This is a genomic window from Nonomuraea sp. SYSU D8015 (genome assembly GCF_008065375.1).
In the GTDB taxonomy this organism is placed as follows: domain Bacteria; phylum Actinomycetota; class Actinomycetes; order Streptosporangiales; family Streptosporangiaceae; genus Nonomuraea.
The window spans coordinates 237,740-252,808 of record NZ_VJYI01000002.1; the positions used below are offsets into that span (position 1 = coordinate 237,740).

General features: G+C 71.3%; 15 protein-coding genes. 2 read left to right on the forward strand and 13 right to left on the reverse strand.

The features are described from left to right. Positions 1–118: 118 nt before the first annotated feature. Positions 119–415 (forward strand): PLD nuclease N-terminal domain-containing protein, encoded by a 297-nt coding sequence (locus tag ID574_RS10305; RefSeq protein WP_188188592.1) that lies wholly within the window; start codon positions 119–121, stop codon positions 413–415. Here ID574_RS10305 and ccsB read toward each other — a convergent pair. From ccsB to ID574_RS10335, 6 genes are all read right to left on the reverse strand, one after another. After that, positions 412–1,401 (reverse strand): c-type cytochrome biogenesis protein CcsB, encoded by a 990-nt coding sequence (gene ccsB / locus ID574_RS10310; RefSeq protein ID WP_188188593.1) that lies wholly within the window; start codon positions 1,399–1,401, stop codon positions 412–414. The genes ID574_RS10305 and ccsB overlap by 4 nt on opposite strands. Continuing rightward, positions 1,391–2,953 carry a cytochrome c biogenesis protein ResB gene (gene resB, locus ID574_RS10315; protein ID WP_188188594.1) on the reverse strand — a complete coding sequence of 521 codons (1,563 nt, stop codon included), beginning with the start codon at positions 2,951–2,953 and terminating at the stop codon, positions 1,391–1,393. The genes ccsB and resB overlap by 11 nt, the downstream gene beginning before the upstream one ends. After that, positions 2,953–3,675, reverse strand: a complete 723-nt coding sequence (locus ID574_RS10320) for a cytochrome c biogenesis CcdA family protein (RefSeq protein WP_188188595.1) — start codon at positions 3,673–3,675, stop codon at positions 2,953–2,955. Before ID574_RS10320 ends, resB begins: the two co-directional genes overlap by 1 nt. Continuing rightward, positions 3,668–4,234, reverse strand: a complete 567-nt coding sequence (locus ID574_RS10325) for a TlpA family protein disulfide reductase (RefSeq protein ID WP_188188596.1) — start codon at positions 4,232–4,234, stop codon at positions 3,668–3,670. Before ID574_RS10325 ends, ID574_RS10320 begins: the two co-directional genes overlap by 8 nt. A 180-nt stretch (positions 4,235–4,414) precedes the next feature. Further along, complete coding sequence (locus tag ID574_RS10330; protein WP_188188597.1) at positions 4,415–5,053, reverse strand: histidine phosphatase family protein; 639 nt, start codon at positions 5,051–5,053, stop codon at positions 4,415–4,417. 155 nt (positions 5,054–5,208) lie between these two features. Next, complete coding sequence (locus tag ID574_RS10335; protein ID WP_188188598.1) at positions 5,209–6,129, reverse strand: LysR family transcriptional regulator; 921 nt, start codon at positions 6,127–6,129, stop codon at positions 5,209–5,211. Between the two features lie 184 nt (positions 6,130–6,313). On the opposite strand from ID574_RS10335, the gene ID574_RS10340 reads away from it, so the two are divergent. Then, complete coding sequence (locus tag ID574_RS10340; protein ID WP_188188599.1) at positions 6,314–7,210, forward strand: EamA family transporter; 897 nt, start codon at positions 6,314–6,316, stop codon at positions 7,208–7,210. Here ID574_RS10340 and hemL read toward each other — a convergent pair. The 7 genes from hemL to ID574_RS10375 all read right to left on the reverse strand — a co-directional run bounded on the left by hemL (position 7,152) and on the right by ID574_RS10375 (position 15,036). Then, on the reverse strand, positions 7,152–8,441 hold the full coding sequence (hemL, locus tag ID574_RS10345; RefSeq protein WP_188188600.1) for a glutamate-1-semialdehyde 2,1-aminomutase: 1,290 nt from the start codon (positions 8,439–8,441) through the stop codon (positions 7,152–7,154). The two genes, ID574_RS10340 and hemL, sit on opposite strands and share 59 nt — an antisense overlap. A 394-nt stretch (positions 8,442–8,835) precedes the next feature. Then, the gene (locus ID574_RS10350; protein ID WP_188188601.1) at positions 8,836–9,465 is read right to left on the reverse strand and encodes a bifunctional DNA primase/polymerase; all 630 of its coding nucleotides are present in this window, start codon (positions 9,463–9,465) and stop codon (positions 8,836–8,838) included. 205 nt (positions 9,466–9,670) lie between these two features. Beyond that, a complete protein-coding gene (gene hemB / locus ID574_RS10355) occupies positions 9,671–10,654 on the reverse strand; it encodes a porphobilinogen synthase (RefSeq protein ID WP_188188602.1) in 984 nt (327 codons plus the stop codon). Beyond that, complete coding sequence (locus ID574_RS10360) at positions 10,654–12,213, reverse strand: bifunctional uroporphyrinogen-III C-methyltransferase/uroporphyrinogen-III synthase (RefSeq protein WP_223166558.1); 1,560 nt, start codon at positions 12,211–12,213, stop codon at positions 10,654–10,656. Before ID574_RS10360 ends, hemB begins: the two co-directional genes overlap by 1 nt. Then, positions 12,210–13,061: a hydroxymethylbilane synthase gene (gene hemC / locus ID574_RS10365; protein WP_262495989.1), complete on the reverse strand. Its 852-nt coding sequence runs from the start codon at positions 13,059–13,061 to the stop codon at positions 12,210–12,212. Before hemC ends, ID574_RS10360 begins: the two co-directional genes overlap by 4 nt. A 44-nt stretch (positions 13,062–13,105) precedes the next feature. Next, complete coding sequence (locus ID574_RS10370; RefSeq protein ID WP_188188604.1) at positions 13,106–14,362, reverse strand: glutamyl-tRNA reductase; 1,257 nt, start codon at positions 14,360–14,362, stop codon at positions 13,106–13,108. Then, positions 14,359–15,036 carry a redox-sensing transcriptional repressor Rex gene (locus tag ID574_RS10375; RefSeq protein WP_188188605.1) on the reverse strand — a complete coding sequence of 226 codons (678 nt, stop codon included), beginning with the start codon at positions 15,034–15,036 and terminating at the stop codon, positions 14,359–14,361. The genes ID574_RS10370 and ID574_RS10375 overlap by 4 nt, the downstream gene beginning before the upstream one ends. Positions 15,037–15,069: the final 33 nt, after the last annotated feature.

Sequence of the window (15,069 nt, forward strand, 5' to 3'; positions counted from 1 at the left end):
TGGCGCCCCTTCGGCTCCGCCGCATCGGCTTCCACCGTACGACGCGGATCTTCCCCTAGTCACCCGAAATGGGGCAACCGGAAGCACGATCACGTCGCAGATGGCTTACAGTTCGGGCATGGCAGGTGTTCTGATCGGCCTGGCGCTGCTGGCCTTCTGGCTTTTTTCGATGTTCGACGTGATCACGACACCCGAAGACGAGGTTAGGAACGTACCAAAAGCTCTCTGGATCCTGGTCGTCGTGCTGATCCCGCTCGTCGGCGGCCTGATCTGGATGGTGCGCGGCCGTCCGCGGGCGCCGCGGCAGGCATGGCCGGTCCCCCCCGGCCCCGGTGTGCCGAAGGGTCCCGACGACGACCCCGAGTTCCTGCGCGACCTCGATCGCCGCATGCGGGGCGGTGACGACCTGGGCTAGTTGCCGACGTCGGCGTAACTGTGCAGCCCCGAGATGAAGATGTTGACGCCGATCAAGTTGAACAGCAGGCAGGCGAAGGCCACCAGCTGCACGATGGTGGCGGCCCTGCCCCGCCAGCCGGCCGTCACCCTGGCGTGGAGATAGGCGGCGTAGGCCACCCACGTGATGAACGACCAGACCTCCTTGGGGTCCCACCCCCAGTAACGGCCCCAGGCCCGGTCGGCCCACAGCGCACCCGCGATCACCGCGAACGTCCACAGCGGGAACGCGAACACGATCGCCCGGTGCGCCACCCGCTCGAGGTCCTCGCGGGTGGGCAACCGGGAGAGCCCGTCACCGCGGATGAGATAGAGGATCCCGGCGACGCCCGCCATCGTCAGCAGGCCGCTGGAGATGATCGCCGCGGTGACGTGGATGGCGATCCAGTACGAGTTCAGCGCGGGCACGACGGGGCCCGCGGCGGTGTAGAAGAACTTGACGGCGAGCCCGAGCCCGAGCGCGGCCGTGACCATGACGAACGCGCCGAGGAAGCGGACGTTGTGGCGGAGCTGGGTGCCGAGGAACGCGGAGACGGCGGCGAAGCAGATGGCCACCACGAACTCGTACATGTTGCCCCACGGCCACCGCTCCACGGCCAGGCCGCGGGTGACGATGGCGGCCAGGTTGGCGGCCCAGCCGAGCCAGGCGAGCGCGAGCGCCACCGTCCCGGCCCTGATCGCCCCACGCGGCTGCCCGGCCGCCTCAGAGGCCCCGGGCTGCTCCGCGCTGGAGGCGTCGGCGCCCTCGCCTCCCGATCCGGCCGCGCCCACCGCCACCGGCTGCTTGACGGCCTGCCGCTGGGCGTCGGCCCCCAGGGCCGCCGCCTTGCCGGGCCGGAAGCGCCCGAAAGCCAGCTCCATCGCGAAACCGACCATGGAGACGACGTAGAGCAGGACCGCTGCGACGACGAAAAGATCGCTCAGCCCGGCGAGTTGCTCAGCGGACATCCTTCTCTCCTGCCGATAGAACCTTGACGATGTCGGCGAACTCCTCGGCGAAGCCCGCCGCGGAGCCCTCGGTGCGGGTCAGGCCGCCCACCTCGACCGTGCCGCCCTCCTTGACCCGGACGAAGACCCTGCGGCGCCGGATCATGAGCGAGAGCGCGATGGCGACGACCGCGACGGCGGCGAAGACCAGGGCGGGCACACGCCCCGGGTCGTAGGCGATCTGGAGCGTCATCCACTCCTTGACCCCGACGAACTCCAGCTTGCCCGCCCCTTCCGGCAGGTCGATCGACTGCCCCGCCGCCAGCGGCTTGGGCACGTTGGAGCCCATGACGAGCGGCTTGAGCTTCTTCATGACCTCGGGCGGCGCGAGCTCGTAGACCGACTGCGGCCGGCCCGAGCGCAGGCCCAGATCGCCGGAGAAGGCCCCGACGAGCTGCACCTCGGGGTTGAGCTCGTCGGGGAAGGCCGAGGCGTACGTGCCGTCGGTGAGCGGCACGCTGGTGGGCAGGAACCGCAGCAGGAACCCCAGCTGCGACGGCTGCGCGTCCGGCGCCTTGACCACGCATCCCGAGGTCATCGTGGGCTTGTCCTCGATCAGGCAGGGCACCGCGCCCTCGAAGGCCACCTGCCCCTTGCCGTCGGTGACCTTGAAGACCGGGGCGTAGCCGTTGCCGATCAGGTAGACCTGCGTGCCGTTGACCTCGAGCGGCGTGTTGACCTTCAGCTCGAAGTCCCGCGTGGGCGCGCCGGGCGAGTCGTTGACCTTGAGGTGGGCCGAGTAGTCGAGCGCCTGCCCCCGCTTGTCGCCCTCGACCTGGTAGGAGACCTTGAAGTCGGTCAACTGGAGCGAGAACGGCTCCAGCGACTCCGCCGACACCTGACTGCCCGGGATGTAGCGGTCGTAGGCGGCCACCGTGTTGGCGAACCCGTCGCCCTCCACGACCAGGACGTTGCCGCGGTAGCCGTACAGCGAGCCGGCGCCGATCGCGAGCAGGATGCCGAGCAGCGCGATGTGGAAGAACAGGTTTCCGGTCTCGCGCAGGTAGCCCTTCTCGGCCGAGACCCAGCCGTCCCCGGTCACGACGCGGAAGCGCAGCTTGCGCAGCCGCCGCGCGGCTTCCTCGACGCCCAGGTCGCCCTCGAACGCGGCCGCGTGCGGCAGCCGCGACAGGTGCTTCGGCGCGGCGGGCGGCTTGCGGCGCAGCTCGCGCAGGTAGGTCGCGGTGCGCGGGACGATGCAGCCGATCAGCGAGGTGAACAGCAGCAGGTAGACGGCCGCGAACCAGGTCGAGGTGAACACCTCGAACAGCTGGAACCGGTCGTACCACTCGGCCAGCGTCGGGTTCTGCTCGTAGAGGCGGGCCACCTTGTCGGGCTCGACGCCGCGCTGCGGCACCAGCGAGCCCGGCACCGAGCCGAGCGCGAGCAGGAACAGCAGGATCAGCGCCGTCTTCATCGAGGTGAGCGTGCGCCACCCCCACCGCAGCCAGGCCGTCAGCCCGAACCCGGCCTGATTGGGCGACTGCTCCTTCTCCAGCTCCTGGACGCTCATCAGATCACCGGCTCGAACGCGCCGATCATGCCCTGCATGGCCGCGATCATCTGCCCCCACAGCCCGGTCACCAGCAGGACCCCGACGGCCACCATCATGCCGCCGCCGATCCTGGTGATCAGGCGCGAGTGCCTGCGGATGGCCCGGAACGTGCGCAGGGCCTTGGTGTACGCCAGCGCCGCGCCCACGAACGGCAGCCCGAGGCCCAGCGCGTACGCCAGGGCCAGGACGGCGCCACGGGCGGCGCTGCCCTCGTTGAGCCCGAGCGTCAGCACGACGGCCAGCGTGGGCCCGATGCACGGCGTCCACCCCAGCCCGAACACCACCCCGAGCAGCGGCGCCCCGGCGAGGCCCGCGGCCGGCAGCCGGTGGATGCGCACGTCGCGCATCAGCCCCGGCACGACACCCAGGAACGCCAGCCCGAGCAGGATGGTCAGCACCCCGAGGATCCGCGTGATGATCTCGGCGTTGCCCAGCATCACCGACCCGAGCCCGCCGAACAGCGCCCCGCTGAGCACGAACACCAGCCCGAACCCGGCCACGAACAGCGCCGTCCCGAGCACCAGCCGCCCCCGCTTGGGGTCGGAGCTCATGCCGGTCACGTACGACAGGTAGCCGGGCACCAGCGGCAGCACGCACGGCGAGAGGAACGACACGACCCCGGCCAGCACCGCGATCGGCACCGCCAGCAGCAACGACCCGGAGGCCACGACGTCACTCATCGCGCACCTTGGTCACCGCGTTCATCAGGTCGGTGTATTTGACCGCGCCGAGCGCCCTGGCGGCGATCCTGCCCTGCTTGTCGATGATCAGCGTGGACGGGATGGCCGCGGGCGGCACCGTGCCCTGGAAGGCCAGCGCCACCTTGCCCGGCTGGTCGAAGATGGACGGGTAGCCGGTCTTCTCGGTGCGCTCGAAGGCCAGCGCGTCGGCCTGTCGGTCCTTGAAGTCGACGCCGAGGAACTCCACGCCGCTGCCCTTGGTCTTGGCCGCGACCTCCTTGAGCACCGGCGCCTCCGCCCGGCACGGGCCGCACCACGACGCCCAGAAGTTGAGCACCACGACCTTGCCCTTGTGCGCGGCGAGCGAGGCGGTGCCGCCCTCGAGGGTCGGCCCCTCGATCGCCGGCGCGGGCTTGCGCTCGCCGGCCGCGAACACCTGCATCTTCCCGTCACCCGCGACGAACCGGGTGTCACCTGCCTGCGGCTGACCGGTCTGGTTGCCGGCGCAGCCCGCGACCAGGACGGTCAGGAGAACGAGGGAGATGGACTTGGCGCGCACGGAGGAAGATCTCCTTGTACTACAACCGGTAGAGCTTGCAACTCTACCGGTGACGCCGCGCGCCCCGGACATCGGGACCGGCATACCGCCGGAAAACGACCACCTCACGACCTGCCCTGGCACGCGCCGCCTGCCTCGTCCCCCGGCTCCCGACCACGCGGGTCCGCGGTCACCGTGCTGTCAGGCGCCGGGGATGGAGGGCCCGGCGTCCAGCGACCCGGCCGGCTCGCTGTAGCCGACGCTGACGAGCCGGTTGCCGTCGAACGTGAGCGTGGTGAGACTGGCCAGCGCGCACTGCCTGCGCCTGGGGTCGTGCCAGAGCCTGCGGCCCTCGGCGGCCGACCTGATCGCCCAGATCGGGAGCTGGTGGCTGACGAGCACCGCCTCGTGCCCGCGCGCCGCAGCCCTGGCGTCCTCGATCACCGACTTCATGCGCTGGAGGATGACCGGGTACGGCTCTCCCCAGGACGGGCGGAGCGGGTTCCAGAAATAGCGGTAGTTGCGCCAGTCGCGGAACACCCCCATCCCTTGCCCCACCCGGCGGCCCTCCAGGAGGTTTCCCGCCTCGATCAGGCGGACGTCCTGCTGGATCTCCAGGCCGAGCTTCTCGGCGAGCGGCGCCGCGGTCTCCAGCGCGCGCTCCAGCGGCGAGCTGTAGAGGGCGACGATGTCACGGCCGCCGACCGCCTTCGCGACCGTCTCGGCCATGAGCTGACCTGTCTCGGACAGGTGGTAGCCGGGCAGCCTGCCGTACAGGATGCCATCGGGGTTGTGCACCTCACCGTGGCGCAGCAGATGGACGACGGTGGTTTCAGCCATGGTGCGGACAGCCTATCCGCTCGGGCGCGCCGCGCGCCCAGGGGCCGTGTTCGCCTGGAGTTCATCGGGAGATAACGTCGCGGGGTGAGCCCCGTTGTGTCCATCGCCCTCAGCTGACCGCCGGCGCGCCCTCAGCGGCGGCTGTCGGTCAGGCGTCAATTGAGCGCCCAGGCGTTCTCTTGCTGCCTGCTCGCGTCCGCGAGGGCCTCGACCAGGGCCCTGATCGCGGGGCGGCGGGCCGCGTCCGAGCGCCACACCGCGTAGATCCGGCGCGACTGCCGCGGCCTGAGCGGCACGAGCCGGACGCCGCCGGGCACGCAGTCCCGCCCGAGCCGCGGCACGATCGCGCAGCCCAGGCCGGCGGCCACCAGCGCCAGTTGCGTCGGGTATTCGTCGGCCATGCAGGCGATCACCGGCTCCAGCGAGGCGTTGCGCAGCGTGAACACCAGCCAGTCGTGGCAGACGGTGCCGGGCGAGCCGCTGATCCACATCTCGCCGTGCAACTGGGCCAGCTCCAGCTCCCTGGCGTCGGCCAGCGGGTGGTCGGCCGGCAGCGCCACGTCGGCGACGTCGTCGAGCAGCGTGGACTTGGACAGCCCGTCGGGCATGGCCATGGGCCTGTTGAGCCAGTCCTGGATCACGCCCAGGTCCAGCTCGCCCCTGGCCACGTCGCGCACGACCCGCTCGGGCTCGCGCTCGATGAGCTGGATCCACAGGTCGGGATGGCGGCTGCGGAGCGAGCTCAGCGCCTTGGGCATGATCCCGCGGGCGGCGGTGGGAAAGGCGGCGATGTTGAGGCGGCCGACGACCTGGCCGCGCAGCGCCTCGAAGTCGGCCTCGGCGGTCTCGACCAGGGCGAGGATCCGCTCGGCGTGCTCGGCCAGCAGGCCGGCGGCGTCCGTCAGCCGCACGCCGCGGCCGTTGCGTTCCACGAGCCTGGCGCCGGTCTCGCGCTCCAGCTTGGCGATCTGCTGCGACACGGCCGACGGCGTGACCATGAGCGCGTCGGCCGCGGCTCCGACCGACCCGTAGACGTGGACGGCGTGAAGGGCCTTGAGCCGGTTCAAGTCCAACATGTAAGCCACTCTAAAGGGTTTAGCGTAGAAAGTCTCGCTTGTCGTTGAATGTGTAGCAGAGGAAAATAGATGCATGAGAATCCTCAAGACGAAGAAGCAGCAGCCGAGCTCCCCCTCGTACCTGAAGGCGCTGGCCGAGCAGGCTCGCGAGCAGCGCATCCGCTACCAGAAGCCCACCCGCTGAGTGCGCCCCCGCCACCTCGCCCTCGCCGTCGGCCTCGCGGCCGTCTGGGGCTTCAACTTCGTGGTCATGCAGGTAGGGCTGCGGCACTTCCCGCCGCTGCTCTACGCGGGGATCAGGTTCGCCATGGCCGCGTTCCCCGCCCTGCTGATCGTGGGGCGGCCAGGAGTCCCGTGGCGCTGGGTCGCCGGGGTGGCGGCCACCATCGGAGTGGGGCAGTTCGGCCTGCTGCTCGTGGGAATGCGGGCGGGCATGCCGGCCGGGCTCACCTCACTCGTCCTGCAGATGCAGGCGTTGTTCACCGTGCTGTTCGCGGTGACGCTGCTCCGGGAGCGGCTCACCGCACGCCGCGTCCTCGGGCTGACCGTCGCGTTCGGCGGGCTGGCCCTGGTCGCGTACGACTTCGGCGTGTCCGGCCCGATCGGCGCCTTCGCCCTCTGCGTCGCCGCGGCGGCCGCCTGGGGCCTCGGCAACGTGGTCCAGCGCCGCGCCGCCCCTCCGGACTCGCTCCGGTTCATGGTCTGGGTCAGCGCCCTGTCCGCGCCCCCGCTCCTGCTGCTGTCGCTGTGGCTGGAGGGGGTGCCCACGCTGAGCGCGCCTGCCGAGGGCTGGCTGTCGCTCGTGTACGTGGCGTTCGTGTCCACGCTCGGCGGATTCGGCGTCTGGGGGTGGCTGCTGCGCCGCTACGACGCCTCGGTCGTGGCGCCGTACACGCTGCTCGTGCCCGTCTTCGGCATGTCGTCGGCCGCCCTGGTCACGGGCGAGCCGCTCACCTGGCTCAAGCTGGTGGCGGCGGCCCTCATCGTGTGCGGCGTGTTGTACGCCGGCACGCGGCCCCGCGCTACAGAACGGCGGCGGCAGCCTTCGCCGCAGCCGGAAGCGCTTCGGCCACGCGGTTGATCGCCTCGTCGTCGTGCGCGGCCGACAGGAACCACGCCTCGTACGCCGACGGCGGCAGATAGACGCCCTGGTCCAGCATCGCGTGGAAGAACGCGGTGAAGGCGGCGGTGTTCTGTGTCTTGGCCTCGGCGAAATTCGTCACCTCGGCCTCGGTGAAGAAGATCGAGAACAGGCTCCCCGCACGCTGCAGCCGATGCGGCACCCCGGCCGCGGCCAGCGCCTCGGAGGCCGCATCCCCCACGGCGAGCGCCGCGGCGTCCACGCGCGCGTAGGCCGCGTCGTCGAGCGCCCGCAGCGTGGCCAGCCCGGCCGCGCACGCCAGCGGATTGCCCGACAGCGTGCCCGCCTGGTAGACAGGCCCCTCGGGGGCGAGATTGGCCATGACGTCGGCCCGCCCGCCGAACGCCGCCGCCGGCAGCCCGCCGCCCATGACCTTCCCGAACGTCATCAGGTCGGCCTCCACCGGGTCCAGGCCGTACCAACCGGCGGCCGAGACCCGGAACCCCGTCAGCACCTCGTCGACGATGAGCAACGCGCCGTTGGCCGTGCAGAGCTCGCGCAGGCGCGCGTTGAAGCCGTCGCGCGGCGGGACGACGCCCATGTTGGCCGGGCACGCCTCGGTGATCACGCACGCGACGTCCGCGGCGGCGAAGGCCTCCTCGACGGCCTCGATCGAGTTGTACGGCAACACGATCGTGTCCGCCGCCGACGCCCCGGTCACGCCCGGCGTGTCGGGCAGCCCGAACGTCGCCACCCCGGACCCCGCCGAGGCCAGCAACGCGTCGACGTGCCCGTGGTAGCAGCCGGCGAACTTGATCACCTTCGACCGCCCGGTGAAGCCCCGCGCCAGCCGCACCGCGCTCATGGTCGCCTCGGTGCCGGAGCTGACCAGCCGCACCTTCTCGACCGGCGCCACCCTGGCCACGATCTCCTCGGCCAGCTCGACCTCGCCCTGGGTGGCGGTGCCGTACGAGAAGCCGTCGGCCACCGCCCCGGAGACGGCCTCGACGACCGCGGGGTGCCGGTGCCCGAGGATCATCGGCCCCCAGGAGCAGACGAGGTCGACGTACCGGTTGCCGTCCACGTCGGTGATGTAGGGCCCCTGGCCTGAGGCCATGAAGCGCGGCGTGCCGCCGACCGCCCCGAACGCGCGCACCGGGGAGTTGACCCCTCCGGGCACGATCTGGCGGGCGCGGGCGAACAGGTCCTCGGAGTTCTGCGTACGGCTCACCCGCCCCACATTATCCCCGCCCCCACCCGCCCCCGGCGTGGGGACGTCCGGCGAAGACCGGACCCGCCCCGCGCCAGGACGCCGGCTCACCGACCGAGCGCCCACGATCCCCTCAAGCAGGGGGGCCGGTAAAGCACAGCCGGCAGCGTGCGGGCCGGGGCCGGACGGAGGCTGAGGCACCGTCGCAGGAAGCCCGGGCCGGGAGCGCCGAGGCAGTGGCAGCACGGTCGGCGCGCACTGGGGCGGCCGAACGCGGCACCACTGCGCCGTGTCGCGAAGCGCGGCACGGTCTCGAGCCCCTGAGCGCCGCGACGGCGGGACGTGGGACGGCGGAGACCGGCGCACATCGACGGCGGCCAACCAGGCTCCAAGCCGCCGGTACGCCCCAGGCCCGTCAGTCGGCGAGCCACTCCAGGATGCGCAGTGGGTCGGGAAGGGGACGCCCGTCCGGGAGCCGGAGCCAGGAGACGGGCTGGCCGCTGGGCAGCGTCGAGGGCGGCGCGAGGACGTAGCTGTCACGACAGTGCCAGCGCAACCCCGGCGTGTCCTCGATGGTCGCCGGATCACAGTCCAGGTGACACGACCACCACTCGTCCTCGTCCTCCGGGTTGCCCCGCGTGGCCACGTAAAACAAGACCCGGTCGCCTTTCGCGGCGACCGGGCCCGGGTGTGCTCCGGCGGCGTCGATCCGGGTGAGGGCCGACAGGCCGGTGGCGAGGGGTACGTCGAAGACGTCGAACACGCGTCCGGTGGGCAGAATCACACTGGCCTCGGGCTCGGCATGCCACCAGCGGGTGAGCTGAGCGGGATCCGTCGTGGCCTGCAGATGCCAGGCGGGGGACAGCGGATGGGCACCGGGGTCGGGACATCCGAGGCGGTCACAGGAGCACGCACGCGGACCGTTCCGCAGCGGATAGGCGCCGGGCACGACAGGCCATCCCATAGCGGCGTATTCGAGCACAGAGGCGATTCGCGTCGGCCGCGGCCGTTTTTTGGTACGCCGAGCCAGTGGTACCCCCACCATTGGTGTCTCCCGTCAAGTCCCTCGCACGCGCCTGAGGAGGTCCCGGCTCCGGGCGGGCGATCGCACACGCGGGACACACCAGCACTTGTTATCGCACTCTAACGCACACGTCCCACGAGTTGACGGAAAACCCCTTGGTTTGACCTCGATGGATCCGCAGCGACGCGCGGACATCCATCGAGGTACGCGAGCGGAAGCTCGCCGATCAGATGCGTCGCGCCACTTCCGTCGCCCAGTACGTCAAGATCAGGTCGGCCCCGGCCCGCTTGATCGCGACCAGCGATTCCATGATCGTCCGCTCGCGGTCCACCCAGCCGTTGGCCGCGGCGGCCTCGATCATCGCGTATTCGCCGCTTACCTGGTAGGCGGCCACCGGCACGTCCACCTCGGCCCGGAACTGGGCGATGATGTCGAGGTAGGCCAGCGCGGGCTTGACCATGACGGCGTCGGCGCCCTCGGCGAGGTCGAGCCGGAGCTCGCGCAGCGCCTCCTCCAGCGGCCCGGCCGGGTCCTGCTGGTGGGTGCTGCGGTCGCCGAACTGCGGCGCGCACTCGGCGGCGTCGCGGAACGGCCCGAAGAAGGCGGATGCGTACTTGGCGGTATAGGCAAGAATCGGGATATTTCCGTAACCGGCCCCGTCGAGCGCCGCCCGGATCGCCCCGACCTGGCCGTCCATCATCCCGCTCGGCGCCACCATCTGGGAGCCCGCGGCAGCCTGCGCCACCGCGATCGAGGCGTACCGCTCCAGCGTCGCGTCGTTGTCCACGTCACCGGACGGGGTGAGGATCCCGCAGTGCCCGTGGTCGGTGAACTCGTCGAGGCACGTGTCGGCCATCACCACGATGGAGTCGCCGACCTCGGCGTTCACATCCCGCAGCGCGATCTGCAGGACGCCGTCGGGGTCGTCGGCGGCCGAGCCGCGGGCGTCCTTCACGGCCGGGATGCCGAACAGGATCAGCCCGCCCACGCCCGCCTCGGCGGCCTCGTGCGCGGCCTTGCGCAGCGAGTCGCGGGTGTGCTGCACCACGCCCGGCATGGAGGCGACGGGCTGCGGCTCGGCGATGCCCTCCTTGACGAACAGGGGCAGGATCAGGTCGGCGGCGTGCAGCCGGGTGCCGGCCACCATGCGCCGCAGCGCGGGGGTGCGGCGCAGCCGCCGAGGCCTGGCCACGGGGAATCGCGCGCTCATCAAGGTCTCCTTCTCCTCGCGCCACGGCGGTTCTGTGAGGGCCGGCGCGGGGTGTCGCCCGCGGCCAGGGCCGCCTGGCGCTGCTTGGCACCGAACTCGGCCAGCGCGGCGGCCAAGGCGGATGCGGATGGTTTGTCAGCCATGACGTCGACCCGGAGCCCGAACTCCTCGGCGGTCTTGGCCGTCTGCGGCCCGATGACCGCGATCACGGTGACGTTGTGCGGCTTGCCCGCGATGCCCACCAGGTTGCGCACGGTGGACGAGGACGTGAAGAGCACGGCGTCGAAGCCGCCGCCCTTGATCGCCTCGCGGATGGGCGCGGGCGGCGGCGCGGCCCGCACGGTGCGGTACGCGGTGACGTCGTCGCACTCCCAGCCCAGCTCGGTGAGCCCGGCCACCAGCGTGTCGGTCGAGATGTCGGCCCGCGGCAGCAGCACCCGGTTGATCGGGTCGAGCATCGAGTCGTACGGCGGCCACTCGGCCACCAGCCCCTCGGACGACTGCTCGCCCGACGGCAGCAGGTCGGGCTTGACCCCGAACTCGACCAGGGCCCGCGCGGTCGCGTCGCCCACGGCCGCCACCTTGAGGCCGGCGAAGGCGCGGGCGTCGAGGCCGTATTCCTCGAACTTCTCGCGTACGGCCTTGACCGCGTTCGCGCTGGTGAAGGCCACCCACTCGTAGCGGCCCGTGACCAGGCCCTTGATCGCCCGGTCCATCTGCTGCGGCGTGCGGGGCGGCTCCACCGAGATCGTCGGCACCTCCTCCGGCACCGCGCCGTACGCGACGAGCTGCTCGGACAGGCTGCGCGACTGCTCCTTGGTGCGCGGCACCAGCACCCGCCACCCGAACAGCGGCTTGGTCTCGAACCACGACAGTTTGTCCCGCAGCCCCACGGCCTCGCCGACCACGATCAGCGCGGGCTCGGTGAAGCCGGCGTGCTTGAGGTCGGCCTGGAGCCGGCCGAGCGAGGACACGACGGTGTACTGCTCGGTGGTGGTGCCGCCGCTGCTGACCGCGACGGGAGTGGTGTCGGGCTTGCCGCCGGCGATGAGGGCCTTGCCGATGGCCACGGCGTCGCCGAGGCCGTTGTAGATCACCAGCGTGCCGCGGCAGGCGGCGTGGTGGTCCCAGTCCTGCTCATGAGCGGCGTCGACGATCCGGAACTCGGGCACGGCCGTCGCCGGCGGGATGCCCGCGTAGGTCAGCACGGCGGTCGCGGGCGGCACGCCGGGCACGATCTCGAAGTCCACCTCCGCCGCGGCGCAGGCCGCGACCTCCTCGGTGATCGAGGAGAAGAGCATGGGATCGCCCGCGCACAGGCGCACCACGACCTGCCCGCCTTTGGCGCGCTTGACGACCCCGGCCTTGACGTCGTCGCCCTCGACGACCTGGACGCCTTCGCGGCAGTGACGCAGCAGCGGGCGGTGCGCTTCCTCGCCGAGCACGACGGCGTCGGCCTTGCCGAGCAGCTCGGCGGCGCGGAGCGTCAGCAGGTTGGGGTCACCGGGACCCGCCCCCACGAACGCGACGAAACCGGAGGTTGGACTATCGGAGCTCAATGGGAATGCTCCCCCATCAATCTGTCGGCGCCTTCGGCGATCATCTCGGCCGCCAGGCGGCGGCCCAGGTTAACAGCCTCCGAAGGAGAGCCGGCGGTGGACTTGCGGACCGCCTCGCGGCCGTCGATGGCGACGACCACGGCGGTCAAGTTCAGAGTGTGCCCGTCATCGACCGCGAACGCACCCACTGGTGCCGAGCAGCCGGCCTCGAGGGCGTTGAGCACGGCGCGCTCCGCGGTCACCGCGGAGCGGGTGCACGGGTCGTCGAGCACGCTCAGGAACTCGATCAGATCGGGCCGGTCAGAGCGGCACTCGACGGCCAGCGCGCCCTGGCCGGGAGCGGGCAGCAACTCCTCGATCTCGAAGATCTGGGCGATGTCCGCGCTGCGGCCGATCCTGGTCAGGCCGGCCGAGGCCAGCACGACCGCGTCGAGCTCGCCTGATGTTACCTTGCCGATGCGGGTGTCGGCGTTGCCGCGGATCGGGACGTACTCCAGGTCGGGGCGCAGCGCGCTCAGCATGGCGATCCGGCGCGGGGAGCCGGTGCCGACCCGGGCGCCGGACGGGAGGTCGGCGAACTTGTGCGGGCTCACCAGCGCGTCCCGGTGGTCGTGGCGGGCCGGGATCGCGGCCAGCGTGAAGCGCGGGTCCTGCGTGGTCGGCAGGTCCTTCAGCGAGTGGACGGCGAAGTCGATCTCGTCCTCGAGCAGCTTGTCGCGCAGCGCGGTGACGAACACGCCCGTGCCGCCGAGCTGGGCGAGGTGGGCCTTGGTGACGTCGCCGAAGGTCGTGACGCCCACGAGCTCGATCGCACGCCCGGTGCGCTCGGTGTAGGCGTCGGCCACCATCTGCGACTGCGTGGTGGCCAGCAGGCTCCGGCGGGTCCCCAGCCTCACAGCTCCACCTCTCTCACGGCCTCGGGCACCTTCGGATCCAGGTTGAACAGCTCACGCAGCGCCTCCGCATAATGATCGCCTCCGGGGGAGGTGGCGAGCTGCTTGACACGCACGGTCGGCTCGTGGAGCAGCTTGTCGACGATCCGCTGAATGGTCATGGTGACCTCGTCCTTGGCCCGCTCGTCGAGGTCGGGCACCCGCATGAGGAGGCGGCCGAGCTCGGACTCGACCACGCTCGCGGCCTTGCTGCGCAGCGCGACCACGGTCGGCGTGACCTTGGCGGCCCGCTCGGCGTCGAGGTAGGCCCGCAGCTCCTCCACGACGAGGGCGCGTACGGACGGGACCGCGTCGCCCTCCCGCGAGCCGATGCCGGACTCCTGGATCGTCTCGAGGTCGACCAGCGTGACGCCGGGCACCTGGCGCACGGCCGGGTCGATGTCGTGCGGCAGCGCGAGGTCGAGCAGGAAGACCGGGCGGCTCAGCATGGCCGGCGTGATGACGTGGCGGCCCGCGCCCGTGCAGGTGATCACGATGTCGGCATCGGCCAGCTCGCGCTGCACGGCGGAGAACTCGACCGCCCGGCCGCCGACGTTCGCGGCCAGCCGGGCGCCGCGCTCGTACGTGCGGTTGGCCACGACGATGTCGGTGACGCCCGCGCGCGCCAGCGTGACGGCGGCCAGCGAGCTCATGGAGCCGGCGCCGACCACCAGGGCCCGCTTGCCTGCCAGCTCGCCCGCCAGCGCGAGGCCCGCCGTGACCAGCGAGGCGCCGGCCTGGTCGATGCCGGTGTCGGTGTGGGCCCGCTTGCCGACCCGCAGCGCCTGCTGGACCAGGTCGTTGAGGGTGGCTCCGACGGTGCCGTGGCGCTGCGCCAGTTTGAGCGCCCGGCGGACCTGCCCGAGGATCTGGCCCTCGCCGACGACCATGGAGTCGAGCCCGCACACCACGGAGAACAGGTGCTCGACCGCCTGCTCCTCGTAGTGCACGTAGAGGTGCGGCGTCAGCTCCTCGACCGGGACGCCGGAGTGCCGGCTCAGGAGGTGGCCGATCGCCGTGACGGCGGCGTGGAAACGGTCGACTGTGACGTAGACCTCGACCCGGTTGCAGGTCGAGACCACCATGGCCTCCGCGACGCAGGGGTCCTGCTGCACGTCGTGCAGGAGTTTGACGAGGGCGTCACCCGTCACGGAGACGCGCTCGAGCAGAGCCACCGGAGAGGTCCGGTGGCTGAGTCCGATAGCCAGAACACTCATTGACTGTCCACCGCCATGAGTGGCCCCCCAGCCTTGCGTTGCTCGTGGAACGCGAGAATCTGCAGTTCGATTGATAGGTCGACTTTACGGACATCGACGCCGTCCGGCACGGAAAGCACAACTGGGGCGAAGTTCAGGATGCTGGTGACGCCTACGGATATCACGCGTTCGCAGACCTCCTGCGCCGCCTCCGCCGGTGTCGCCAGCACCACGATGGAGACTCCACGCCGTTTGATGACGGCTTCCAGTTCATCGATGTGCTCAACATTCAACCCCGCGATGGTGTCACCCACGACTTCGGGGTCGGCGTCGACGAGCGCCGCCACCCGGAAGCCTCTGGAGACGAAACCGCCGTAGTTGGCCAGCGCGCGGCCGAGGTTGCCGACCCCGACGATAGCTACCGCCCAGTCCTGCGTCAGCCCGAGCTCGCGGGAGATCTGGTAGACGAGGTATTCCACGTCATAGCCTACGCCGCGCGTGCCGTACGAACCGAGATGTGACAAATCCTTGCGGAGTTTGGCGGAGTTGACGCCGGCGGCCACGGCCAGGTCCTCGGAGCTGACGGTGGCGATGCCCCGCTCGGCCATCCCGTGCAGCGCCCGGAGGTACAACGGCAGCCTGGCGACCGTCGCCTCGGGAATACCGCGGTCACGGGGCTGGGACGGGCTCTTCACGTGCCGGAGCTCCAGGGGACGGGCGGCTTGGGG

Coding starts and splice junctions, on each gene's coding strand:
- ID574_RS10305 (WP_188188592.1), top strand. CDS start 119: ATGGCAGGTGTTCTGATCGGCCTGGCGCTGCTGGCCTTCTGGCTTTTT.
- ccsB (WP_188188593.1), bottom strand. CDS start 1,401: ATGTCCGCTGAGCAACTCGCCGGGCTGAGCGATCTTTTCGTCGTCGCA.
- resB (WP_188188594.1), bottom strand. CDS start 2,953: ATGAGCGTCCAGGAGCTGGAGAAGGAGCAGTCGCCCAATCAGGCCGGG.
- ID574_RS10320 (WP_188188595.1), bottom strand. CDS start 3,675: ATGAGTGACGTCGTGGCCTCCGGGTCGTTGCTGCTGGCGGTGCCGATC.
- ID574_RS10330 (WP_188188597.1), bottom strand. CDS start 5,053: ATGGCTGAAACCACCGTCGTCCATCTGCTGCGCCACGGTGAGGTGCAC.
- ID574_RS10335 (WP_188188598.1), bottom strand. CDS start 6,129: ATGTTGGACTTGAACCGGCTCAAGGCCCTTCACGCCGTCCACGTCTAC.
- ID574_RS10350 (WP_188188601.1), bottom strand. CDS start 9,465: ATGGTGGGGGTACCACTGGCTCGGCGTACCAAAAAACGGCCGCGGCCG.
- hemB (WP_188188602.1), bottom strand. CDS start 10,654: ATGAGCGCGCGATTCCCCGTGGCCAGGCCTCGGCGGCTGCGCCGCACC.
- hemC (WP_262495989.1), bottom strand. CDS start 13,061: ATGGTGGCCGACGCCTACACCGAGCGCACCGGGCGTGCGATCGAGCTC.
- ID574_RS10370 (WP_188188604.1), bottom strand. CDS start 14,362: ATGAGTGTTCTGGCTATCGGACTCAGCCACCGGACCTCTCCGGTGGCT.